Source organism: Halobellus salinus, from assembly GCF_014646875.1.
Taxonomy (GTDB): domain Archaea; phylum Halobacteriota; class Halobacteria; order Halobacteriales; family Haloferacaceae; genus Haloquadratum; species Haloquadratum salinum.
This window is the reverse complement of sequence record NZ_BMOC01000009.1, coordinates 97,732-119,936: the sequence shown is the minus strand read 5'-3', so window position 1 is coordinate 119,936 and position 22,205 is coordinate 97,732. Positions and strand designations below refer to the sequence as shown.

The following is a 22,205-nucleotide window of genomic DNA, read 5'->3' as shown; positions in this document are numbered from 1 at the left end:
CTCCTTGTCCTCTGGGGACTGCGGAATCACGTCGAACGTGTTGGCTCGCTTCATCGACTACGTATTATATGATAACACACATAATTATTCCGTTCATATGATATTGTATGGTTGCAATTCGCATCGAGTTTGACGACGACGAACAGTACGAACGACTGAAGAAATTGAAAAAGCACCGTGGATTGAGGTGGAAGGGCTTACTGCTTGAAGGAGAAAAGAAAGTCAGAGAGGATACCCCTGAATAAGGGTCGAACGTGGTTTGTGCCGTGGAGTGTCGGATTCACGCCCGCCGTGAACGGCGGGACTCTCTCCTTGATTCAGGTAGGGGCCAGACGCATGTTCTGTGGGCGGTACCGCCTGTGCCGAGGTGGACGGGGAGCGACTCCCCGAACTCGTCCCGCAGTTGGTTTATTAATATCGGGGTATAAACCGCTGATATGACCTCTCGGAGGCGGTATCTCGCGGGTATCGGTACCGGAATTGTCACACTGAGCTCAGGGTGTCTCGGGGCGGGCGGGAGTGGGGCACCCAACACGGCCGGTGACGGAGCAGCAGATACGGATAACGGCGGGGTGACCGGGACAGCCAGCGGCGGGGCAACCGGTACGGTCAGCCTGCTCGACTGGAACTACGTCTACGCCGACGGAATCCTGGATCGTCTAAACGCCGACACGGGAATATCTGTCGAACTACAGGCCGCACAGAGCTCCGCACAGAGCCTTTCGTTGCTTCGCTCCGGGCGGTCGGACCACGACCTCGTCGCCCTCGGGAACTACGCCGTGCCGCCGGCGATCGATGAGGGGTTGCTCCAGCCGATCGACCTCGGACAGGTCCCCGCGTACGACGGTATCCTCGATGTCGTGAAGAAGGACTACTTCCGATCTGATGGGTCGGTCTATGGGGTGCCCCGGTCGTTCGGACAGACCCCGCTCGCGGTCAACACCGACACCGTCGACGACGAGGTGACGAGCCTTCGGACTCTCTTCGACGAGTCATACGACGGGCTGCTCGGTGGCCGGGACGACGCCCGGCTGCAGGTGTTGTACGAGCGGGCCGCCGCCGGAGTAGAGCCGCTCAATCCGACGAGCGCCGACGACATCGACTTCGATCGGCTCCGCGAGCGGCTGGCCGCACACGTCGGACTCGCCGGCGGGTTGTGGTCCTCCGGCGGGAGCTCAGAGCAGTTGCTCCAGTCTGGCGAGGTGGCGATCCAACCGGTCTGGAACTACGTTATCTCGTCGATGCAGGACAGCGGTGTCCCGGTCAAGCGGGTGTACCCCGACGAGGGGACGAAGGCGTGGTTCATCCAGTTCTGTATCCCGAAGGGCGCAGAGAACGTCGAGGCCGCCCACCGGTTCATCCAGGAGTGGCACGCCGGCGTCGGCTACGAGTCGCTGATGGCCCCGTCGAACATCGCGGTGCCGAACGAACGCGTCTTCGAGGAGAACGACGTCGAACTGGCGGCGTTCGGCCTCGACGACCCGAGCCGGTTCATCTACGAGGAGCCGAAGCCGCAGTCGCTGATCAAGCGGTACGCACAGGTGTGGAGCGAGGCGAAGAGCGCCGCCGGAGCGTGAGCGAGGCTGCAACCGTGGGTGACCGATCGACGATCCTGCGCACCGAGACTCTGACCAAGCGGTTCGGCGGAACAACCGCCGTTGACGACGTGTCACTCTCGATCGACGCCGGGGAGTTCTTCGCTCTCGTCGGCCCATCAGGCTGCGGGAAGACAACAACACTGCGGATGCTCGCCGGGCTCGAACGGCCGACCGCCGGGCGGGTCGAGATTGCCGGCCGGAACGTCGCCGGTCGCCCCGCGTCGGACCGCGACACGAACCTCGTGTTTCAGGATCTCGTTCTCTTCACGCATATGACGGTCGCCGGGAACGTCGCGTACGGCCTCGCCCGCGACGGCGTGCCGAGGGCTGAGCGGCGGAGCCGGGCCGCTGAGATGCTAGCGACGGTGGGGTTGGAGGGGTTCGGCGACCGGGATCCCGCGGCGCTCTCCGGCGGCCAGAAGCAGCGGGTGGCCCTCGCCCGCGCGCTGGTGAACGAACCGGCCGTCCTGCTGCTGGACGAGCCGTTGTCGTCGCTCGACCGGAAGCTCCGCGCGGAGATGCGGGCGGAGCTCCGCCGGATCCAGGACGATGTCGGAACGACGTTTCTCTACGTCACCCACGACCAAGAGAGCGCGATGAGCATGTCCGACCGGGTGGCGGTGATGCGGGCCGGCCGGATCGTGGAGTCGGGCCCCCCGGAGTCGCTCTACGGCCACCCACAGACCGCGTTCGTCGCCGACTTTCTGGGCAACGCGAACCTGCTCTCGGGGCGTGTGCACGGGCAGCGGGCCGGGGCGGTCGTCGTTGATGCCGCCGGTGGCCGGTTTCCCGCCGCCGTCGGTGAGGGACGGACACCGCCGGCGTCGGGGGCGGACGCGACGGTGATGATCCGCCCGGAGAACCTCCGGCTTCGCGGCGACACGTTCGCCGGCACCGTCCGCGACATCGGGTATATGGGCGCCCACAGGGAGTACGCGGTCGCACTCGACTCCGGACCGACGCTCCAGGTCCGGAGCGGCGACAACGGCGACGGTGTGACCGTGGGTGATGCGGTCGGGCTCGGTGTCGCCGCCGCGGCGGTTGTCGGCGCGGGAGCAGACGGATGAGGGGCTCGACCGACCGGCTCCCCTGGCCGATCCCGAACGGACCCGACCAACGACGGACGCTCGTCGATGTCGTGCTCGCCGCCCTGCCGACGGCGCTGGCGGTCGCGCTCGGCGTTGTGCCCCTTTTGAGTCTGGTCGTCGAGAGCGTCAGCCCGCCGGTAACGCTGTCGAACTACGCGGCGCTCAGCGAAAGCGTCTACCTGACGGTGCTGGTCCGGTCGCTCGGTATCGGCGTCGTCATCACCGGCGCGTGTCTGGCGATCGCCTACCCGGTGACGTACTGGCTGGCGCACGCCTGCCCGCCCCGGTACCGGCTACCGGTCCTGGTCTCGTTCACCCTCCCGCTGTGGCTGAACTACGTCGTGCTCAACTACACGTGGGTGTGGATCCTGGCGACCGACGGCATCGTCAACACGGTGCTGACGGCCGGCGGCGTTGTCGACCGGCCGCTGGACCTACTCCGGACCGCCTCGGGGGCCGGGATCGGGCCGATCGAACTGCCCGGGCCCTCGCTCGGTCTCGGATTCGTCCACATATATCTCCCGTACGTGCTGTTGACTATGTACGTCTCAATGGAGCGGCTGGACTACCGCCAGGTCGAAGCGGCACGGGACTTGGGCGCGGGCAGCCTACGGGTGTTCGTGGATATCGTCGTCCCAGAGACGTACGCGGGCGCGATCGCGGGGACGTTGATCGTCTACGCCCGGATCGCGGGCGCGTTCGCAACGCCGCAGATTCTGGCGTCGCCATCCGAGCAGATGATCGCCCAGATCATCACGACACAGTTCTACGACGTACTTGACTACCCGTTCGCGGCGGCGCTGTCGGTAGTGTTCCTGCTCGTCGTGGTCGTCGGGTTCGGTATCGGCGCGCTGTCAACCGATGTTCGCGCGGAGCTCAAACGGTGGTGAAAACGGTGGGCAGAAACTCCGAGCGGTCGGGGGCGACCGACCGGCTCCGGCGTGGGGCTGCCGCCGCTGTCCGCGGCGGGTTCTTCCGGATCACGGTCGTCGCGACCGCGCTGTTTCTGTACCTTCCGGTGGTGGTCGTCGGCTACCTGTCGCTGTCACCGGGGTCGCAGCCGTCGATCCCGCTCGACGGCGCAACACTCCGGTGGTACGTGGCGGTGCTCTCGGACGCACGATTCGTCCGCGGACTCGTGACGAGCGGTGTGATCGGCGTTGTCGCCGCTGTCACGGGGACGGGGCTGGGCCTCCTCGCCGCCCGGACGATCGTGCGCGCTCGGCTCCCGAGGTGGCTCCGCGCGTTCGTCGGGGTCGTCGTCGCGATCCCGCTGTTCATCCCCACGGTTGTCGTCGCACTCGGGATCGGCATCACCGCGGGCCAGGTCGGGCTGGGGTTCGGTCTCTGGCCGGTGGTGGCCGGCCACCTCTACTGGGTGCTGCCGTTCAGCACGTTCCTCATCGCGTCGCGGTACGCCACCATCGACGGCCGGATGACCGAGGTGGCCCGCGACCTCGGGGCCGACGGCATCACCACCTTCCGGACGATCACCCTTCCGCAGCTGTGGCCGGCGCTCGTCGCCTCCGTGCTGTTCGCCTTTGCGCTGTCGTTCAACGAGTTCCTGCTCACCTTCTTTCTCGCGGGCAGCGGGATGACGACGATGCCGCTGGAGATCTACGGAAAGGTCAGGATCGGGGCGACGAGTTTCCTAAACGCTGCGAGCGTCCTGGTGCTCCTGTTCAGCGGCGCCGTCGCGGCGGTCGCCGCCAGCCTGGAGCCGCCGACCTGAACGGGTCACCCACCCCGCTTGCGGTACCACACCTGCTCGCCGACGGCCGACTCGCCGTCGTCGATGTCGAGGCGGCCCCGGAACAGGTCCCGGACGGCGAGCGTCACCACGAGTTCGACCGTCCGGTCGCCTGACTCGTCGGGTTCGACGGTGACGACGCAGTGACCGTCCCGCTGCGTGGTCCCCGCGACGACGCCGGTCGACCACCGGTCGAGGTCGTGTGTCGGCTTCCGGGCGTGCAGGCGGTCGTGGGCCATACCGTCAATCGGGTCGGTGTCGGTATCCGCGTTTCGGCGGCGGATGCCGCCGACCGTGGCTCTGCGACCTACGTGTCGTTGTGGAACCCGACGGCGACGTCGCCGTCGTCGTGGGTGACCCCGGCGGCGCAGACCGCGTGCTCGTACGGGAGGTCGTACGCCCGGCGGGCCATGGCTGTCGGGTCGTCGTCGCCCGCGAAGTCGATCGCTGTCGGGGCGTCCTCCTCGTAGGTGGCGACGAGAGTGGGGTCGTCGACCGATTCGACGAGGAGAGCGTCCTTCCGAACGATCCCGACGTACGAGTCCGCGCCCACGACGCCCGCGACCCGCGGGGTGGCGTAGTCGTCCTTCTCGTAGTCGAGCGCGAGCAACGCGGTCGCCACGGCGTCGCGGGCGGGGTAGCCGCAGTCGAGCTTTTCGGCGATCGGGTCGACGTGGGACCCGTTGCCGACGACGACGCTGTCACCACCCCGGCGAACGCAGTTGTACGAGACGTAGGGGTTGTCGTTCGCGGGCGCGTCGGGCGTAGGACCGACCGTCAGGACCCCGTCGCGGTCGACGATCCGGCGGTTGGGGAAGGATCGCGAGGAGACGCGGTACGCGGCGAAGTCGGGGCCGACGATCACGAAGCGTCCGACATACATACTTTCGGATGGCGGAGAACGGAGTAAATAGGTAGCGGATCGGCCGACGGGGAGAGACCCCTCGACGGTCGGGAGTTCGCAACACTCATATGGAGCCGCAGGTTACGATCAGATGCTGCCACCAGTCCCATGGGGTAGCGGCCAATCCTGAAGCCTTCTGGGGGCTTCGACCCAGGTTCGAATCCTGGTGGGACTATCCATCTGAGGTTTGTAGTCCTGAATTTCGTACGGCGTGCCGTAATAGATACTCTGTCAGTTACGGAGAATTGAGGAGAAAGCCCCGTGCTTTAGCGCGGGGATGAATCCGACACTGCCTTTCACGAACCACCGTCAATAGCACAGCCTGATATTCCAACAGGTTTTTAATACAGCACATCTAATTACAATTGTAATGGTCACGGTGACTATCACCGCGAAGTTCCATAATACATCCCTCTCACGGCGCAAGGAGTGGCAACACGCCACTCGCCTCTACCGTGATACCAAGCAGTTCTGTATCGACGGATGGGAGAACGGCGACTTCGACAAATCCGTGACCACTGCCAGCATCGACAACGACCTCTACTCGGCCATTCAGAACCAAGCCATCCGAGAGGCCAAATCCGACCACAGTAAGGATGGGAAAGTTCGCTACCGAGAGAGTCAGCCGTTCGCCGTCAACAATCAGAACTGGGAACTCGACACGACCGAGAACGGCACGGTCGTCGTCGGCTTCCCGTGCGTCTCCCAATGGTGGTACACCCCGATAGAGGTGTACGACGACATTTCCGACCCTGTAGACCGACTGGTCGAAGGAGACGCCGACAAGACCCGCCTACAGGTCTACCGTCGCGGAGACGACTGGTTCTGTACGTTCAACATCGAGTACGACGCCGATACGTCGGGCGAAACGGCCATCGGTGTCGACATTGGTGAACGGCACATCCTCGCTGTGACGGCCTACGGCGAGGGTGAGTCGATGCTGGTGTCGGGTGGTGAGGCGAAGTACGTTCGGCGCAAATATCGTTCCCTACGCGAGTCGCTTTCAGAGGCGGGTGCGCTTCGCGCACGAAACCGTGTGGGTGACAAAGAACAGCGTCGAATCAAGGACTTGAACCACAAACTCTCCCGTCGTCTCATCACGTTCGCGGAACAGTTCGAGAACCCCGTTATTCGGATAGAAGACCTCGAAGGTATCCGCGAGAACAGTTCGTGGTCGGGTGTCCACTCGTGGCACTTCCACCAACTCCAACAGTTCATCACGTACAAAGCCGAACGCGCTGGTATCCGTGTCGAGGAGGTCGATGCGTACCACACCAGTCAGGAGTGTTCGGCGTGTGGTTCGATGGGAACTCGTGATGAAGACCACTTTTTGTGTTCGGAGTGTGGACGTGGACGCCACGCTGACCTGAACGCTTCAGAGAACATCGCACAACGGGAGGGAGAACCGTGCACGGCGTAGCAGTTCGGCTGACGCGAACCGTGCGACCTCGCTGGGTGAATAGCCAGTCGTCATCATCGGGCTACGCCCGATTGCTCGTGGAACGTCGTTCCACGCTGTTGACGCCCGCTGTATGCGGGGAGGAAGGCCCCATTGACAGGGCTACACGCGCTGGAAAGCACGTCCTTGGTCACAACTGGACGGCTACCGCTGACGTTCCACGCGAAAGCGTACTTGAGAACCGAGGAAACGCGCAACCTGAATATCCCCTTCGGGGAATCCTCGCCCTTTAGGGCGGGGAGGATGTCAACGTTGTTCTAGATTCTACGTCTGGGAGAGTCCGGACAAACCGTCAAACGCATTCCTGACCAGAGCCGGCAACAGATTTACTTTGTAAGCGTTGTAAGGATTGACCACGGTGTACCGAAAAAGGATGCTCGTGCGGCAGCGGGTATCCGAAAAAGGAAGCTGGCCATCGCCCCAGCGCGTTCAGGGTGAGAAAAGCACCCGAGTGGTGCGGTGATGGTAGAGCCAACGACGACGACGGAAACAAGCCAATGTCGAAAGCAGACAAGAGAATACCAGTAACCAAGGAACGATGGGAAGAACTGAACGAACTGAAATCGGCAGGCGAGACGTACGACGACCTGCTCGAAACGCTGATCCAGCAGCACAACCGGCGACAGCTCGCACAGAAGGCTCGGTCCGTCCGAGAGGCCGACTCCGAGGAGCTGACGCCGCTCGATGAGCTATAACATCCTACTGGGCGACGACACTCGGGACTACCTGAGCGTCCTCGATGAGAAGAGCCAGCGGATAGTGAAGGAGAATCTCCGGAAACTCCAAGACGACCCGTACCCGCGTCCAGGTGCTGGGTCGGGAGATCGGGAGAAGTTGGTCGTCGATGGCGAGGAGCTCTACCGACTCCACATCGGCCGGACCCACACGGCCTTCTACGACATCCTCGAAGAGGAGCAGGAAGTCCGCGTGGTCGAGATCCCGGACATCGACGAGGCCCACCGCCGGTACGGCTACGATTGACCAACACCGATTCTGGATCCGCGAACAGCAGCCAGCGTTACTGCTGTTCTGCTCAGGATACTGAATAGCAGTTCTAAAGACGGATGGTGCCGGGGCAGTGATTCGCGCGCTGGGGCACCGAGCCGAGACAGTCCAAGACGCGCTCGGTACCGCCTGGGACCGAGGCCGGCGGTACCTGTTGGACGCTCCTGCGCCGTCGGGGAGGCCCTACTGATGCGGGTCGCCGACCGCTACCTCGGCCATCGTGAGATGCCCGACATCGCCGCGCGGCTGTCCGACGCCGGCCCACTCCGGGTCGTGCTCTCCGACACCGACCGACGGCGGTCGCGGGTCCGGACCGAGACCGTCGACGGCGCCGACCTCGGGATCGTCGTTCCGGGGGAACTCGGCGACGTGCTCGAAACCGAAGACGGCGCGCTCGTCGTGGTGGAGTTGGCGGCAGTCGACGCGCTGGTCGTGGACTTCGGGGACGCGGACGTCGACGCGACCGCCGCCCTCGCGTTCGGCCACGCGGCCGGGAACCGACACTGGGATATGGCTGTCCGCGGCGACGAGGCGCTGTTCCCGGTGCCCGACACCCGCGACCGGATGCTGGATGCGCTGGCGGGTGAGGTCCCGGACGGCGTGACGACGCGGTTCGAGCAGGTCCCGCCGACGACCTTCGGGGACGCCCCAGCAGACCACAAGCACACCCCCGAGGAGAGAGCACACGACCACACGCACGGCGGGGGAGCGCACCAACACGGACACAGCCACGAGGAGAGAGCACACGACCACGGGAACCGAGCCACCGGGGAGGCGCCCGATGAGTGACAGCGCGACGCTCGAAGCGTTCCGGCTCGCGGACTCGTTTCTGCCCGTGGGGACGAACTCGCTGTCCTACGGGATTGAGCAGTTCGTCCAGGACGGGCGGGTTGAGGGGGTCGACGACCTTCGGGCGCTTGTGGCGACGTACCTCCGGAACCAGTTCGGGACGGCCGATCTGGTCGCGCTCCGGGCCGCACACGCCGCCGCCACCGAGGGCGACGTCGACGGGGTGTGTGACGCCGACCGCCGGCTTGTGGCGGTGACACTGGCCGCGGAGTTCCGGGAGAGCGCCGAACAGTCGGGGTCGCGCCTGCTGTCGCTCCAGCGCGACCTCGGAACCGGGCCGCTCGTGGAACGGTACGCCGAGCGCGTCGCGGACGGCGACGCCCCGGGTCACCACGCGGCGGTAGTGGGCGCCGTCGCCGGCAGCGCCGGCATCGACGAGCGAACGGCGTGTCTGGTGTGCTGCCACGGGTTCGTAACCGGGGTCCTCGGCGCCGCCCAGCGGATCATGTCCCTCGGTCACACCGACACCCAGCGGGAGCTCGACGACCTGCAGTCGGTGATCCGCGACGCGGTCGACGACAGCGCGGCGCGGACGATCGACCGGATGACGTCGTTCACACCGCTCGTTGACGTGCTCTCGGCGGACCACGAGCGCGCTGACCGCCGGCTGTTCCTGAGTTGATCGGCCGTCCGAGAGGAGCAGGGAGCCGTTCGCTCACCGCTCAACGACCAACAGCGCCACCCGCTCCAGAACCAACGCCTCCAGGTCGCCGTCGACCACGTCGAGTTCGACGTCGCCGATATCGAAGTACGCCCGGACGCGCTCGGGGTCGTAGTCGCCGAGTGTAGGTTCAACCGCGTCGAGGACCTGCGACCGGACCGCCTCGGCGGCGTCGGCTTCGGTGCGGTCGGCCGCCGCACCGTCGACTCCGAGTCCGGCATCGACGAGCACGACCACCCGGTTGCGTCCCTCCGAGACCCCGAGTTCCAAGGCGTCGGTGATCTGCCGGCGGCCCGCGGCGTACAGCAGGATCTCGACCGCGCGGTCCCGGGCGACGGTCCCGCCGCGCTCGGTCGCGCGGTCGGCCAATTCGACGGCGCGCTCTATGTGACGACGACTCGCCACGTACCGCGCGTCGAACGCCTGAATCGTGGTTCCGGTCTCCGACGCGACCCCGTCAACCTCGGCGACGAACGCGTCGACGTCGTCAACGTCGATCACGCCCTCGACCAGCCTCACCCGAAATCACCCAGGCTGGCCTGTTCGTCCGGGTCCTCGGGCGCACCGGGATCGGCGTCGCCCCCACTCGCGCGGCCGTCGGCCGACTCCGACGCGCTGTCGGACCCGGCGGTCGAGTTCGGGCCGGCGCCGCTCGCCGTCGCGACGCCCTCCATCGACGGGTCCTGCCGCCCGACGTTCTCGAGGATCTTCGCCGCGGTCTTCCGCCGGCCGCGGAGCGCGCGGAGCACAACCGACTTGTCGGCGTCGCGGAGGTCCGCGCGGGTCTCGATCCCGGCCTCGAAGAGCCGGCGGGCGCGCTTCCGGCCGACCCCGCGGACTCCCGCGAGCTCCAAGAGGTCGTCGCGGACGCCATACTCGACCCGCTTTTTCGCCTCCCGGACCGGGATCGGTGAGAGGTCGAGTTCGCCGGCGAGCCGTTCGGCCGCACCGAGCAGCCACTCGGCGGTGTCGACCTTCCCGCGAATGTCGCCGGGGCCGACACCGTACCGTTCTGTGATCCGATCCTCGTCGACCTCGCCGACCCAGTCTTCAAGGAGCGTCGCGGTCTTGAGCGCCGACAGCCACTCCTCGAACCGGACGTCCTCGTATTCGGAGGGCGTCCGCCCGAGGAGTTCGGACTCCCGCTCGTAGCAGAGATCGGTGAACCGCTCGCGGTCGCCGGACTTGAGGTACAGCTGGTACATATCCGGGGTCCGGGAGACGAGGTGGAACAGCCCGAGCGCGGTGGGGTAGGTGGGGGCGTCGGCGGAGGGTGTCGCGGGAGCATCGTCGGGGTCGTCGGCGTCGCCGCCGGGCGTCGGAGCGGGGGCGTCACCGGTCGACGCCAACTCGCTTGCCCGCTGGAAGCCGGCGGCGGGGGTACCGTTCGTCGCCGCCGGGTCCGTCTCGGCCGCGGCGCGGTCGGCGTCACTGCTCGCGTCGCCGTTCCCACCGCCGAGCGCGCGGACTGCCTCCGCGCGGTTGGCGTCGGCCCACTCCAGACCGTCGATGATCTCCGCGGCCGTCATCGGGTCGAGGTAGAGCCGCGAGACGGTGTGGCCCACGCTCGTCGCCGACAGCGATCCGTCGTCGCGGTCGAGAAAGCCGTTGCGGTCGAGGTACGCCAGCACGTCGTCGGTGACGGCCTCCAGTCGACCGGACTCGTCGGTCTGGGTGGCGTACAGGGTGCGATCGAGGAACTCCAAGAGCCCCTCGCGGGTGCGGGCAAACCCGGATGCGACCGTCGCGAGCACGTGGGTCCGGAGCGCGGGTTCGGCCGCGAGTTTCGACCGGACGGGCTCGGGGTCGGCCCACACGTACCGCTCGAATAACTCATCTCTCGTCTCGGCGTTCTTCGCGAGCAACACGGCCTCGCCGTAGGGGTCCAGCCCCGGCCGGCCCGCCCGCCCCATCATCTGGTGGACCTCGAGCACGTCCAGCGGCTTCATGCCGCCGTACTCGCCGTCGTACCGCCGCCAGTCACGGACGATCACCCGGCGGCTCGGGGTGTTGACCCCCGCCGCGAGTGTCGGCGTCGCCGACACGCATTTCACGAGGCGGTCGCGGAACGCCTCCTCGACCAGGGAGCGGTGCTCGGGTGCGAGGCCGGCGTGGTGAAACGCCGCGCCCTCGGCAACGCAGTCGGCGAGGGTGTCGCTGGTCTCGGTGTCGGAGACGTCGCGGATCGCCGCCGCGAGGTCGGCGAGTTGTCCACGCTCGTCGCGGGTGAGGTGGGTATCGGTGACCTCGCGGAGGCGTTTGGCCGACGCTTCGGCGTTCCGCCGGGAGTTGACGAAGACAAGCGAGGAGCCCTGGTCGTCGGCGGGGTCGTGCGTCGGGGCGTCGGAGCCGTCGGTGTCGGCCGACTCGGACGCGTCCCCGTCTCCCGCGAGCGCGTCGTCGACGAGCGCAGCGGTCGGGCGACCGCCGGAACTGACGGGCACCTCCCGCTGGCTGCCGTCGTCGAAGGTGACGGCGTTGCCGTAGTGGACCCCCGTCTTGAGGTCGATCGGCCGCCACTCGGCGTCGACGAGTTCGGCATCGAGCCACTCCGCGATGACGTCGGCGTTGTCGACGGTCGCCGACAGCGCGACCACCTGGAGCCCGGGATTGAGCGTGCGGAGTTTGCCGAGCGTGACTTCGAGGGTGGGGCCGCGACCCGCGTCGTCGACCAGGTGGACCTCGTCGGCGACCACGCAGGTCAGGTCGTCGATCCACGCCGCGCCGTTGCGAACCAAGGAGTCGACCTTCTCGGAGGTCGCGACCACAATGTCGCGGGCGGCCAGCCACTCGCCGTCGGCGTCGTAGTTGCCGGTGGAGACGCCCACGTCGAAGCCGAGTTCCTCCCACCGCTCGAATTCGGATTTCTTCTCGGACGCGAGCGCGCGGAGGGGGACGATATAGAGCGCCGTTCCTCCTCTGGCGACGCTCGACAGCATCGCGAGCTCCGCGATCAGTGTCTTTCCGGAAGCGGTCGGCACCGATGCCACGAGGCTCTCACCGCGGGTGACGCCCGCCTCGACGGCGGCGGCCTGCGGCGGGTAGAGGTCGTCGACGCCCCCCTCGCGCAGGCGCTCTGCGACCCCCTCGGGCAGTTCTGGGACCTCCTCCGGATGCATTGGTTGTGAGTAGGTCGTCCCCGGATTTAAACCGTCGGAGACCGGATCGGTCGCGAGTCGGTGAGCGGTGGTCGCGGTCGCACGGAGCGTCACCCGACGTGCCAACGGGGTCGGCTCAGTCGATCGTGTACGCCGTCGCGGTGTCCCCACCGAGCAGCAACACGCCGTCCGCGACGGCGATGTCGTCGCCGTTGACGGGCTTCGTCGATCGATGCACCAACGACCCGTCCTCGCGGTCGTGGGCCGTCAGTCCGATGTCCGTGTCCCCGACCCAGACGTGTGAGCCGGTCGTCTCGATCGCGGCGACGGCGTTCGTGATGCTGACTTCCCACCGTGTCTCGCCGGATTGGCGTTCGAGCGCGTACACGGTCCCGTCCCGGGTTCCGACAACCACAAGCGAGTTGTCGATCACAGGGGTGGTGTACACGCGATCGAAGTCCGCCTTCGACCAGGAGACGCCGTTGTCCCCGACTGGGTGTGCGTCGAACCCCCCTGGCCACGCCGTAAACAGCGTTTCCCCGTGGATCCGGGCCAGGGATTCGAGCCTGCCCGTCCCGGCGAGCCAGTTGTACGCCGCGATCGGTTCCCCCGTATCAGCCGCGAGGACCTGGACGGTGTCCGGCAGCCCGACGTACACGTCACCGTCGTAACTGTCGAGATATCTGACGTACGAGGGTGGAAGCACCGACTCGTCGACCTGCCACCGCACCTCGCCCGTCTCGACGTCGACGCCGTAGACGAGCGGATCCCGCTCGTCCCCGAGTCCGTAGTCCGAGACGGCGAGAACCGCGGTGCCGTCCACCACCGTCGCGCCCACAGCCTGGTTGTGTGTTCCGTCCGACGGCGCGGCGACGACCCACGCTTCCTCCCCGTCGTACCGCCGGTACGCGTGGAAGTGGGCGCCGTCGTCCTCGTGGTCCCCGTCCGGAGTGTAGCCGAAGATCACGTACCTGCGGTCGGCCGCGAACGCGTCGGCACCCAGGTTCTCGTCCACACCGTCGTGGGTCGTATCGGCCGACCACCGCACACCGTCACCGTGGGACGCCTCGGCAGCGTAATTGTAGTCGTTGTAGTAGAACGTTCCCTCCCGCGTCCAAACGTTGTCGACGCCGTTGTCGTCGGTCCAAACCTCGGTCAGCGTTACCGCTCCGGGTCCGTCGCTCGTCGGCGCCGCCTCTGACGTGGTCGCAGTCGACGGGTCTTGCAGCGTCTCGGATGCCGGCGGTGTTCCGGACGCCTGCGGCGTCGAGTCGCCCCCGTCCACCAGCCGGAGGCAACCGCCAGTCCCGGTGAGCCCGCCGCCGAGCAGAGCGAGAGCAGCTCGTCGTTTCACACGTTTCGGTTCGATGAATGACACATATATCTTGCGCAGAACGACCGTCGTGGTCCGAACGTGTGTGGCGCACCGCGCCGATCTGAGAGGGCGTCGGGAACACCGTCGACGCGACCGCTGATCGGGGAGCCGTCGTTCGATGCAGCCACGCCGTCGGCCGGGGCGGTCGACTCCTGCCGGGAGCCGTTCGCCGGATGGCGTCGCCACCGCTATGTGCCCGGTCGCCGAAGGGGGGGTATGCGAATCCGTTTCGACCGAGACACCTGCATCGGGATGTTCCAGTGCGTCGAGGAGTGGGACGCCTTCGAGCGGAACATGGACGCCGGCAAAGCCGATCTCGACGGGGCAACGGAGGTCGACCCCGAGGTATTCGAGGTCGAAGTCCCCGACGGCGCGGAACTCGACGCGGAGTTCGCGGCGCGGGCCTGCCCGGTGGACGCGATCGAACTCTACGACGACGACGGCGATCGGGTCGTGTAGCGCCGGGGTGACGCCGGAGCACCCGTCGCCGGTTCATCGTGTTTGGATCGGCCGCCTCCCGGATGCGGGGAACTAGCACAATCGTTATGGTCTCCGGTGAAAACCTTACGGCCGAAGGAGACATGAACGACCGAAACCACGAGCGGCCCCTCTCGGAGTGGGCGGCACTGACGGGCGCGTCGCTACCGGACTCCGTGGAGGACCGCACCGACGGGTCGGCGGGGTTCGAGACGCGGGCGGAACCGGACACCGCGGAGTCGTTCGACCGCAAGTTCGGCGACGGGGGCAGGTAGCGCGCTCGGAACACCGGACTCGCGGCCCGGGTCGTTCCGCGCTGAGTCCGGCGCCCCGCCGTAGCCGTCCCGATACGGCTGGTTTCACTTCCACCGTCGTCGGCGAACCCTTAACAGCGATGCCGCCCAATCGAGCGTGATGGCGGCCACCGACGACCCCGTGTACGTCGACCACCCGTTCTTGAACCCCGGGTTCATCGAGCGTCGGACGTACCAGACCCGACTCGCAGACGCCGCACGGGAATCTCACACGCTGGTCTGTCTCCCGACGGGGCTGGGCAAGACCACGGTGAGCCTGCTCGTGACCGCCGACCGGCTCGATTCGGTCGGCGGGACGGTGCTGTTTCTCGCCCCGACGAAGCCGCTGGTCCAGCAGCACGCGGAGTTCTATCGGGAGGCTCTCGACATCCCCGACGAGGAGATCGTGGTGTTCACCGGCGAGATCCGCCCGGAGGACCGCGCCGATCGGTGGACCGACGCGCGGATCGTGATCGCAACGCCGCAGGTCGTCGAGAACGACCTGGTGGGCAGCCGGATCTCCCTCTCGGACGTCACCCACCTCACGTTCGACGAATGCCACCGCGCGACCGGCGAGTACGCCTACGTCTACATCGCCGAGCGGTACCACGACGACGCAGACGACCCGCTGGTGACCGGGATGAGCGCCTCTCCCGGCGGTGACAAGGAGTCGATCCTCACGGTCTGTCGGAACCTCGGACTCGCCGAAGTCGAGGTGATGACCGAAGGCGACGCCGACGTGGCCGAGTACACCCACGACACTGCCGTGGAGTGGGAGCGGATCGAACTCCCCGAGGAGATTCTGGGGATCCGCGACGCGCTGAACGAGGTCATCACAGACCGGTTGCAGAAGCTGAAGTCGCTGGGCGTGACCAACACCACCCAGCCCGACGTCTCCCAGAAGCAGCTCAACCGGATGCGGGGGAAGCTTCAAGAGCTGATCGACGCCGACAAATCGGACGGGTACAAGGGGATGTCGACCCACGCGGAGGTGATGAAGCTCCGGCGGGCGGTGGAACTCGTCGAAACCCAATCTGTAGAATCGGTCCGGCGGTATTTCGAGCGCCAGCGCAACGCCGCCCGTTCCTCGGGGGCGTCGAAGGCGAGCCAGCGGCTCGTGGCCGAACCCCGGGTTCGAGAAGCGATGCGGCTGACCGAATCGTTCGACGGCACCCACCCCAAATTCTCCCGGGCCCGGATCTTGCTGGCCCAGACTCTGGGGATCGAGGGCGGCGACCGCGTGATTGTCTTCACCGAGTCCCGCGACACCGCCGAGGCCCTCACCGATTTCCTCTCTGCGTCGTTCGACACTCACCGGTTCGTCGGCCAGGGCGACAAGGAGACCTCCGAGGGCATGACCCAGACCGAACAGCAGGACACCCTCGACGCGTTCCGGAACGGGGAGTTCGAGGTGCTGGTGTCGACCTCGGTCGCGGAGGAGGGACTGGACGTGCCGGAGGTGGATCTGGTGCTCTTCTTCGAGCCGGTGCCGACCGCGATCCGGTCGATCCAGCGGAAGGGCCGAACCGGCCGGCAGGCGGACGGCCGGGTCGTGGTCCTGTTGGCGGAGGACACCCGCGACGAGGCGTACTACTGGATCTCCAAGCGCCGGGAGGACGAAATGGAGTCGGAGCTCCGGGAGCTGAAAGGCGTCGCCGGCGAGGTCGAGTCCGAACTCACCCCCCCGCAGGCGGCGCTGAACGCGTACGACGGCGCAGCGGCTGCGGGCGGAAAACATACCGCGTCGAAGCCGGAATCCGACGCTGACGCGGCCGCGACGGGCGCGGACGGGTCGAGCGACGACGAGGCCGACACGGCGGCAGCGAGCAACGGCCAGTCGGGGCTGGCGGAGTTCGGCGCGACCGACGCGGAAGTCGAGCGAGCCGAAGACGAGGGGGACGCGACCGCAGACGGCGACGCGACGGACGCGGACGGCGGCGGCGACGCCGAGGCAGCGCGCGAAGACGGGAACGGCGCTGAGGGCGACGACACCGACGACGGGAGCGTCGTTGCGACCGCCGGCGACGACGGCGAGGAGACCGAGATCGTCGTCGACCAGCGGGAACTCGACGCCGCGATCGCAAAGGACCTCTCGAAGCGCGAGGGGATCCGGACGCGACTGGAGACCCTCGCGGTCGGCGATTACGTCCTTTCGGATCGGGTCGCCGTCGAGCGGAAGTCGGTGGCGGACTTCCTCGACACCCTACTGGGCGGCGACCGGTCGCTGTTCGAGCAGATCGGCGACCTCTCGCGGGCGTACGCCCGGCCGATACTGGTTCTTGAGGGCGAGGGGCTCTACGAGGAGCGGAACGTCCACCCCGACGCGGTCCGCGGGGCGCTGGCGTCGCTGGCGGTGGACTTCGACGTGAGCGTGCTCCAGACCGGCGGCGAAGCCGAAACCGGGGAACTGCTCCGAACGATCGCGTCGCGGGAGCAGTCCGAGCGCGACCGGACCGTGAGCGTCCACGGTGAGAAGAGCGCGAAGACCCGCTCCGAACAACAGGAGTACGTGGTCTCTTCGATCGCCGACATCGGCCCCGTGACCGCCCAGTCGTTACTGCGGGCGTTCGGCAGCGTCGAACACGTGATGTGCGCGCAGAAAGCCGACCTCCGCGAGGTCGACGGCGTTGGCGAGGTGACCGCTTCGCGGATCCGGGAGGTCGTCGGGAGCGAGTACAAGGGCGCAGACCCCGAGTAGTCGCGGCCGGTCAGTTGGACGAGTGGAGGGGTGCCCCGGGATCGGGACTGGCCGCGATGACGCCGTCCCGGGTGATCTTGACCTCATACCGGTCGTAGTCGAACCGGACCTCTGAGACACCGCGGGCGGGAGAGTCCGGTTCCAGCGCGTTGAGTACGGCGTCGACCGCGACGTGGTCGTAGAGCACCGTTCCGTCCTCCGGGCCGAGCCCCGCGAGGGCGTCAGTGAGCCGGGTCAAGAGCCCATCGCCCGTCTCCCACCCGTCGTCGTCAAGTACCGCCCAGGAGCCGACGGCACCGGTCCCGGAGTTAATGGCTTCGGACATATATCCACGGTTGTGCATTATGTATGAAAAAAGTATCGCGCAAAATACCAGTCTTGATAGTTGCCGGCGTTTCGACGCGGGAGATCAAGACGAGTGTCGCGCGAGGCAACGCCGTGAGTACCGGTCCCGAGACACCATCGTTAAATACCACTCGGTGTAATAACCCGGTAATGAGACGGCGAAGCTTCCTTCGGGCCGCGGGTGCCGGCGGTGTCGCCGGGTTGGCCGGATGTACCGGCGGTGGCGGCGGCAGCGGCAGCGGCAGCGACAGTGGGAGCACCGAAACCGCGACGCCGACGGCGGAGGACACGGCGGTCGCGACGGCGACCGGGACAACGGCGTCGAGCACGCCGGAGCTCGTGGTCGCGACGTACGGGACGTTCGTCGACGCCCCCTCTACGAGCCCCGGTCGGTGGATCAAAGAGACCTTCGAGTCGGAGTTCGACGCGACGCTCACCTTCGAGACGCCGGACAGCGAGATCAACTACTACATCGAACGGGCGAACCGCGGAATCGACATCGACGCCGACGTCTACGCCGGGGTTCGCGTGCGGGATCTGATCCGGATCGACGAACAACTCGACGGCGGGCTGTTCACCACGGTTGAGGGGGTTCCGGGCCAGGAGAACGTCAAGTCCGACATCCAGTTCGACCCGAGCGGGCGTGTCGTCCCTTTCGCAACCGGATACGTCAGCCTGGTCTACGACAGGACACAGGGGGCGTACGGGGACTACTCGGCCCCAGAGACGTTCGAGGGGCTGCTGGAATCGGAGTACGAGGGCGACCTCCTCGCGCAGAACCCCGCATCGAGCACGACCGGGCGGCTGTTCCTGTTGCACACGATCCAAGAGTTCGGGCCGGACGGCTACCTGGACTACTGGGCGGACCTGCAAGACAACGGCGCCCGGGTGCTCGGCAGCTGGTCCGATTCCTACGGCGCGTATCAGGAGGAGCAGGCCCCGATGGTCGTGTCGTACTCGACGGACCAGGTGTACGCCGCGCGGTCCGATGAGAACCTCGATCAGCACCAGATCCGCTTCCTGAACGACCAGGGGTACGCGGACGCCGAAGGGATGGCGATGTTCGAGGGCACCGACACCCCCGACCTCGCCCGGTCGTTCGCCGAGTTCATGCTCCGTCCCGAGGTGCAGGGCGAGATCGCACAGCAGTGGGTTTCGTTCCCGGCGACGACGACCGCCGACCTCCCCGATTCGTTCGCAACCTACGCCCAGGAGCCACCCGAAGGGGTTGCATTCAATTACGAGATACTCCGAGACAACCTGAGTGAGTGGACGCGGGAGTGGGAACGGCAGTTCGCCAGCAAGTGACCCGATGGCGGGGTGGATCGGAGCGCCGGCGTCCGATTCGTCGACGCTCGGGGTGACACCGCTGTGAGGGCCGTTCCGCCCGATCCGGTCGCCCGGATCCGACGGCGGCTCCCCGGGACCGTCTCGGCCGCCGGGTCATGGGTCGAACGGCACGCCCTCGGCCTCGTCGCAGCGGCGACCGCAGCGATCCTGCTTGTGGTGTTCTACTTCCCGGTCGCGACCGTCTTCGTCGAGGCGGTCGTGGTCGACGGACGGGTTACGGCCGCCCCCCTGGTCGACGTGCTGACGTCGGAGTTCTACCTGGTCGACATCCTCTGGTTCACCGCCTACCAGGCGCTGCTATCGACGGTCGCGTCGGTGGTGCTGGGGTTGCCGGCGGCCTGGATCCTTGCGCGCTTCGAGTTTCCGGGGCGGGAGGCGCTCCGCTCGCTCACGATCCTGCCGTTCGTGATGCCGTCGATCATGGTCGCAATCGGGTTCGTCGCGACGTTCGGGCGGAATGGCACCCTCAACACCGTCTTGAGGGCGCTGGGGCTACCGACCGTGGAGCTACTCTTCACCCTCCCCGCGATCGTGATCGCCCACGCGTTCTACAACGCCCCGCTTGTGGCGCGGGTGACGACGGCGGCGTGGGAGAGTGTCGACGCCTCCGCGATCGAGACCGCACGGAGTTTGGGCGCGTCGCCGACGCGGGCGTTCTACGACGTGGTGGTCCCGCAGTTGCGCCCTGCGGTCGCGATCGGGGCGACCCTGACCTTCGTGTTCACGTTCGCGTCGTTCCCCATCGTGCTCGCGCTCGGGGGCTTCCAACTCGCGACCGTGGAGGTGTTCATCTACTCGCGGATCCAGAGCCTGGCGTACTCGGAGGCGGCCGCCCTCGCCGCCGTCGAGACCGTGATCTCGCTCGGGCTGACCTACCTCTACCTCCGGTACGAGGGCCGACAGCGCGGCGACAGCCAGGGCGCGAACCCGGAGTCCCGACGGAGGCTGTGGCCGTCGTCGTGGACGCTCCGTGAGGTCGGCATCCGGACGGTCATCGTCGGGTACGGCGTCGTCATCCTCGCGGTGTTCGTCGTCCCGGTCGCGTCGATGGTGCTGACCAGCGTCACCGGAGGGGGCGGGCTGACCCTCGAGCACTACCTGTTCCTTGTCGAGCGCCAGCAGACCGGGGCCTCGTATCAGGTCCGGCCGCTGCCCGCGGTCCGGAACTCGCTGCTGTTCGGTGCCGGGACGCTGCTGGTCGCGGTGCCGATGGGGGTCGTACTTGCGGTGTTGACCACGCGGAGGTTCAGGGGACGGGCCGCGATCGACGCCCTGACTATGGCGCCGCTTGCGGTCTCGGGGATCGTCGTCGGCCTCGGGCTGCTCCGGGGGCTCGTCTTCGGGGTCGAGGTTCTCGGGACGAGAATCCGGGTGACCGGCGCCGTCGCCGTCGTCGCCGCCCACGCCGTCGGCGCGTACCCCTTCGTGACCCGGAGCGTGGCGCCGCTGCTCGGGAACCTCGACGCCCGACTCGTGGAGTCGGCGCGGAGCCTCGGTGCGACCCGAGTGCGGGCACTCGTGGATATCGAACTTCCGCTCGTGGCCGCCGGGGTCGTCGCGGGCGCGGCGTTCGCCTTCGCGATCTCCATCGGGGAGTTCGACTCCACGATTGTCCTCGCGGAGGGGTCTTCGAGCTACACTATGCCGGTGGCTGTCGAACGGTACCTCGGCCGGCGGCTCGGCCCCGCGACCGCGATGGGGTGTCTCCTGCTCGCGGTCACGAGCTTGAGTTTCGTCGTGATCGAGCGCTTCGGCGGCCGGTACGGCGGACGGGGAGGGTTCTGAGGATGCGTCTCACAATCGACAACGTCCGGAAGGAGTACGGCGGCACCGTCGCACTCGGGTCTGGAGCGGACGGAGATGCGGCGAGAACGGAGAACGGCGGGGACGCACCCGCCGGAATCGACCTCGAGGTGGCCGACGGAGAGTTTTTCACCTTGGTGGGTCCGTCGGGGTGCGGGAAGACCACCACACTCCGGCTGGTCGCCGGGTTCGACTCGGCGACTCGGGGCGACGTGCGGTTCGACGGGCGGGCGATGGCGGGAGTGCCACCCGAAGACCGGGGCGTCGGGGTGGTGTTCCAGAACTACGCGCTGTTCCCACACCTCTCGGTCGCGGAGAACGTGGCCTACGGCCTCCGGTTCACCGACCCGCCCGGCGGAGAGACGAGAGACAAACGGGTGGCGTCGCTCCTGGAGCTCGTCGACCTTCCCGACGCTGGGCCGCGGGATCCGGGGGCGTTGTCTGGCGGGCAGCGCCAGCGGGTGGCGCTTGCGCGGGCGCTGGCTCCGGGGCCGGACCTCCTGCTGCTCGACGAGCCTATGAGCGCGCTCGACGCCAGACTCCGGGAACGGCTCCGGCTCCAGATCAAGCGGATCCAGTCGACGCTGGGGATCACGACCCTCTATGTCACCCACGATCAAGAGGAGGCGCTCGCGGTTTCCGACCGGGTCGCGGTGATGTCCGACGGTGCAGTCGAGCAGGTCGGACCCCCCCAGGCGGTGTACCGACGGCCGGAGACCCGGTTCGTCGCGGAGTTCGTCGGCGACAACAACGTGTTTGAGGGACGAGTGGAGTCGAGCCGGACGGGAGACGAACCAGACGGTTCGGACGATCCAGTAGGCGATTCCGGGCGATCTCCACTCGAAACAGCGGGGGTTCGGTCGGGGAGCGGAAGCGACCCGGCACCGGGGGCGGGGGGCGGCGGGGGTCGGGACCGCACCAGCGAGGACCGGGACCGTACCGTGTTCGTCGACGTGGACGGAACGACGGTACCGGTGCAGACGAGTCGGCGGATCCGGCCGGACGCGAGGGTGACGTTCTGCGTCCGCCCCGAGCGGATGTGGGCCCTCGAAAGCGGGGGCGACGGAACCGGCGCCGGTGTCGGCTCGGCGGAGGGTGGAAGCGACGCGACGGTCGCGCTCGACGCGACGGTGTCGAACGCCGAGTTCCTCGGAGAGTCGACGCGGACGTATCTCCGGTGGAAGGGTCGCGAACTGACGGTCCGGACGGCGGACCCGCTGTCGGGCGACGTGCGGGTCGGGTTCGACGGGGGCGATGCCCACGTGATCGGGGTGGCGTCGGGAGGGGCCTCGGCGTTCGAGTCGGGCCGAGATTGACGCCCGTCCGCGGTCGACCACGTGGGTGTGCATCCCGATATCGGCGTCAGCGGGTGGAGACGGGAGTCCGGGCGGCGTCAGCGGGTGGAGACGGGAGTCCGGGCGGCGTCAGCGGGTGGAGACGGGAGTCCGGGCG

The 22,205-nt window shown here is 67.4% G+C and carries 22 protein-coding genes and 1 tRNA gene; 17 read left to right on the top strand and 6 right to left on the bottom strand.

Annotation, left to right across the window (positions count from 1 at the left end):
* The first annotated feature begins 107 nt into the window (after window positions 1–107).
* The 5 genes from IEX72_RS08765 (at window position 108) to IEX72_RS08745 (ending at window position 4,418) form a co-directional block, all read left to right on the top strand.
* On the top strand, window positions 108–245 hold the full coding sequence (locus IEX72_RS08765; RefSeq protein WP_188786993.1) for a hypothetical protein: 138 nt from the start codon (window positions 108–110) through the stop codon (window positions 243–245).
* 192 nt (window positions 246–437) lie between these two features.
* Window positions 438–1,577, top strand: a complete 1,140-nt coding sequence (locus IEX72_RS08760) for an ABC transporter substrate-binding protein (RefSeq protein WP_188786992.1) — start codon at window positions 438–440, stop codon at window positions 1,575–1,577.
* A gap of 14 nt (window positions 1,578–1,591) precedes the next feature.
* Window positions 1,592–2,665 carry an ABC transporter ATP-binding protein gene (locus IEX72_RS08755; RefSeq protein WP_188787007.1) on the top strand — a complete coding sequence of 358 codons (1,074 nt, stop codon included), beginning with the start codon at window positions 1,592–1,594 and terminating at the stop codon, window positions 2,663–2,665.
* Window positions 2,662–3,576 carry an ABC transporter permease gene (locus IEX72_RS08750; RefSeq protein ID WP_188786991.1) on the top strand — a complete coding sequence of 305 codons (915 nt, stop codon included), beginning with the start codon at window positions 2,662–2,664 and terminating at the stop codon, window positions 3,574–3,576. The genes IEX72_RS08755 and IEX72_RS08750 overlap by 4 nt, the downstream gene beginning before the upstream one ends.
* Window positions 3,577–3,581: 5 nt before the next feature.
* Entirely contained in the window at window positions 3,582–4,418 is an 837-nt protein-coding gene (locus tag IEX72_RS08745; protein ID WP_229663795.1) for an ABC transporter permease, read from the top strand.
* A gap of 5 nt (window positions 4,419–4,423) precedes the next feature.
* On the opposite strand, the gene IEX72_RS08740 is transcribed toward IEX72_RS08745, so the two are convergent.
* Window positions 4,424–4,675: a DUF7861 family protein gene (locus IEX72_RS08740; protein WP_188786990.1), complete on the bottom strand. Its 252-nt coding sequence runs from the start codon at window positions 4,673–4,675 to the stop codon at window positions 4,424–4,426.
* 68 nt (window positions 4,676–4,743) lie between these two features.
* Window positions 4,744–5,319, bottom strand: coding sequence for an IMP cyclohydrolase (locus tag IEX72_RS08735; RefSeq protein ID WP_188786989.1), 576 nt, complete (start codon window positions 5,317–5,319; stop codon window positions 4,744–4,746).
* Window positions 5,320–5,442: 123 nt separating this feature from the next.
* Between IEX72_RS08735 and IEX72_RS08730 the strand changes: the two genes are divergently transcribed.
* The 6 genes from IEX72_RS08730 to IEX72_RS08705 all read left to right on the top strand — a co-directional run bounded on the left by IEX72_RS08730 (window position 5,443) and on the right by IEX72_RS08705 (window position 9,275).
* Window positions 5,443–5,515 (top strand) — tRNA-Gln (locus IEX72_RS08730).
* Window positions 5,516–5,710: 195 nt separating this feature from the next.
* A complete protein-coding gene (locus tag IEX72_RS08725; RefSeq protein ID WP_188786988.1) occupies window positions 5,711–6,760 on the top strand; it encodes an RNA-guided endonuclease InsQ/TnpB family protein in 1,050 nt (349 codons plus the stop codon).
* 536 nt (window positions 6,761–7,296) lie between these two features.
* The gene (locus IEX72_RS08720) at window positions 7,297–7,494 is read left to right on the top strand and encodes a hypothetical protein (RefSeq protein ID WP_188786987.1); all 198 of its coding nucleotides are present in this window, start codon (window positions 7,297–7,299) and stop codon (window positions 7,492–7,494) included.
* A complete protein-coding gene (locus tag IEX72_RS08715) occupies window positions 7,484–7,780 on the top strand; it encodes a type II toxin-antitoxin system RelE family toxin (RefSeq protein WP_188786986.1) in 297 nt (98 codons plus the stop codon). Before IEX72_RS08720 ends, IEX72_RS08715 begins: the two co-directional genes overlap by 11 nt.
* A 213-nt stretch (window positions 7,781–7,993) precedes the next feature.
* A complete protein-coding gene (locus IEX72_RS08710) occupies window positions 7,994–8,593 on the top strand; it encodes an urease accessory protein UreE (protein WP_188786985.1) in 600 nt (199 codons plus the stop codon).
* A complete protein-coding gene (locus IEX72_RS08705; RefSeq protein ID WP_188786984.1) occupies window positions 8,586–9,275 on the top strand; it encodes an urease accessory protein UreF in 690 nt (229 codons plus the stop codon). Before IEX72_RS08710 ends, IEX72_RS08705 begins: the two co-directional genes overlap by 8 nt.
* A 33-nt stretch (window positions 9,276–9,308) precedes the next feature.
* On the opposite strand, the gene cgi121 is transcribed toward IEX72_RS08705, so the two are convergent.
* The 3 genes from cgi121 to IEX72_RS08690 all read right to left on the bottom strand — a co-directional run bounded on the left by cgi121 (window position 9,309) and on the right by IEX72_RS08690 (window position 13,766).
* On the bottom strand, window positions 9,309–9,833 hold the full coding sequence (gene cgi121 / locus IEX72_RS08700) for a KEOPS complex subunit Cgi121 (RefSeq protein WP_188786983.1): 525 nt from the start codon (window positions 9,831–9,833) through the stop codon (window positions 9,309–9,311).
* Window positions 9,830–12,433 (bottom strand): ATP-dependent DNA helicase, encoded by a 2,604-nt coding sequence (locus tag IEX72_RS08695; RefSeq protein WP_188786982.1) that lies wholly within the window; start codon window positions 12,431–12,433, stop codon window positions 9,830–9,832. The genes cgi121 and IEX72_RS08695 overlap by 4 nt, the downstream gene beginning before the upstream one ends.
* 115 nt (window positions 12,434–12,548) lie before the next feature.
* Window positions 12,549–13,766 carry an outer membrane protein assembly factor BamB family protein gene (locus tag IEX72_RS08690; protein ID WP_188786981.1) on the bottom strand — a complete coding sequence of 406 codons (1,218 nt, stop codon included), beginning with the start codon at window positions 13,764–13,766 and terminating at the stop codon, window positions 12,549–12,551.
* A gap of 237 nt (window positions 13,767–14,003) precedes the next feature.
* Here IEX72_RS08690 and IEX72_RS08685 point away from each other — a divergent pair, with 237 nt between their 5' ends.
* The 3 genes from IEX72_RS08685 to IEX72_RS08675 all read left to right on the top strand — a co-directional run bounded on the left by IEX72_RS08685 (window position 14,004) and on the right by IEX72_RS08675 (window position 17,255).
* On the top strand, window positions 14,004–14,246 hold the full coding sequence (locus tag IEX72_RS08685) for a ferredoxin (RefSeq protein WP_188786980.1): 243 nt from the start codon (window positions 14,004–14,006) through the stop codon (window positions 14,244–14,246).
* A gap of 122 nt (window positions 14,247–14,368) precedes the next feature.
* On the top strand, window positions 14,369–14,539 hold the full coding sequence (locus tag IEX72_RS08680) for a hypothetical protein (protein ID WP_188786979.1): 171 nt from the start codon (window positions 14,369–14,371) through the stop codon (window positions 14,537–14,539).
* A gap of 139 nt (window positions 14,540–14,678) precedes the next feature.
* Entirely contained in the window at window positions 14,679–17,255 is a 2,577-nt protein-coding gene (locus tag IEX72_RS08675) for a DEAD/DEAH box helicase (RefSeq protein WP_188786978.1), read from the top strand.
* 10 nt (window positions 17,256–17,265) lie between these two features.
* Here the strand turns inward: IEX72_RS08675 and IEX72_RS08670 are convergent, their stop codons facing one another.
* Window positions 17,266–17,580: a HalOD1 output domain-containing protein gene (locus IEX72_RS08670; RefSeq protein WP_188786977.1), complete on the bottom strand. Its 315-nt coding sequence runs from the start codon at window positions 17,578–17,580 to the stop codon at window positions 17,266–17,268.
* A gap of 170 nt (window positions 17,581–17,750) precedes the next feature.
* On the opposite strand from IEX72_RS08670, the gene IEX72_RS08665 reads away from it, so the two are divergent.
* The 3 genes from IEX72_RS08665 to IEX72_RS08655 all read left to right on the top strand — a co-directional run bounded on the left by IEX72_RS08665 (window position 17,751) and on the right by IEX72_RS08655 (window position 22,069).
* Window positions 17,751–18,908, top strand: coding sequence for a thiamine ABC transporter substrate-binding protein (locus IEX72_RS08665; protein ID WP_188786976.1), 1,158 nt, complete (start codon window positions 17,751–17,753; stop codon window positions 18,906–18,908).
* A 96-nt stretch (window positions 18,909–19,004) separates the two neighbouring features.
* Window positions 19,005–20,735 carry an ABC transporter permease gene (locus IEX72_RS08660; protein WP_188787005.1) on the top strand — a complete coding sequence of 577 codons (1,731 nt, stop codon included), beginning with the start codon at window positions 19,005–19,007 and terminating at the stop codon, window positions 20,733–20,735.
* A 2-nt stretch (window positions 20,736–20,737) separates the two neighbouring features.
* Window positions 20,738–22,069 (top strand): ABC transporter ATP-binding protein, encoded by a 1,332-nt coding sequence (locus IEX72_RS08655; RefSeq protein WP_188786975.1) that lies wholly within the window; start codon window positions 20,738–20,740, stop codon window positions 22,067–22,069.
* Window positions 22,070–22,205 lie beyond the last annotated feature (136 nt).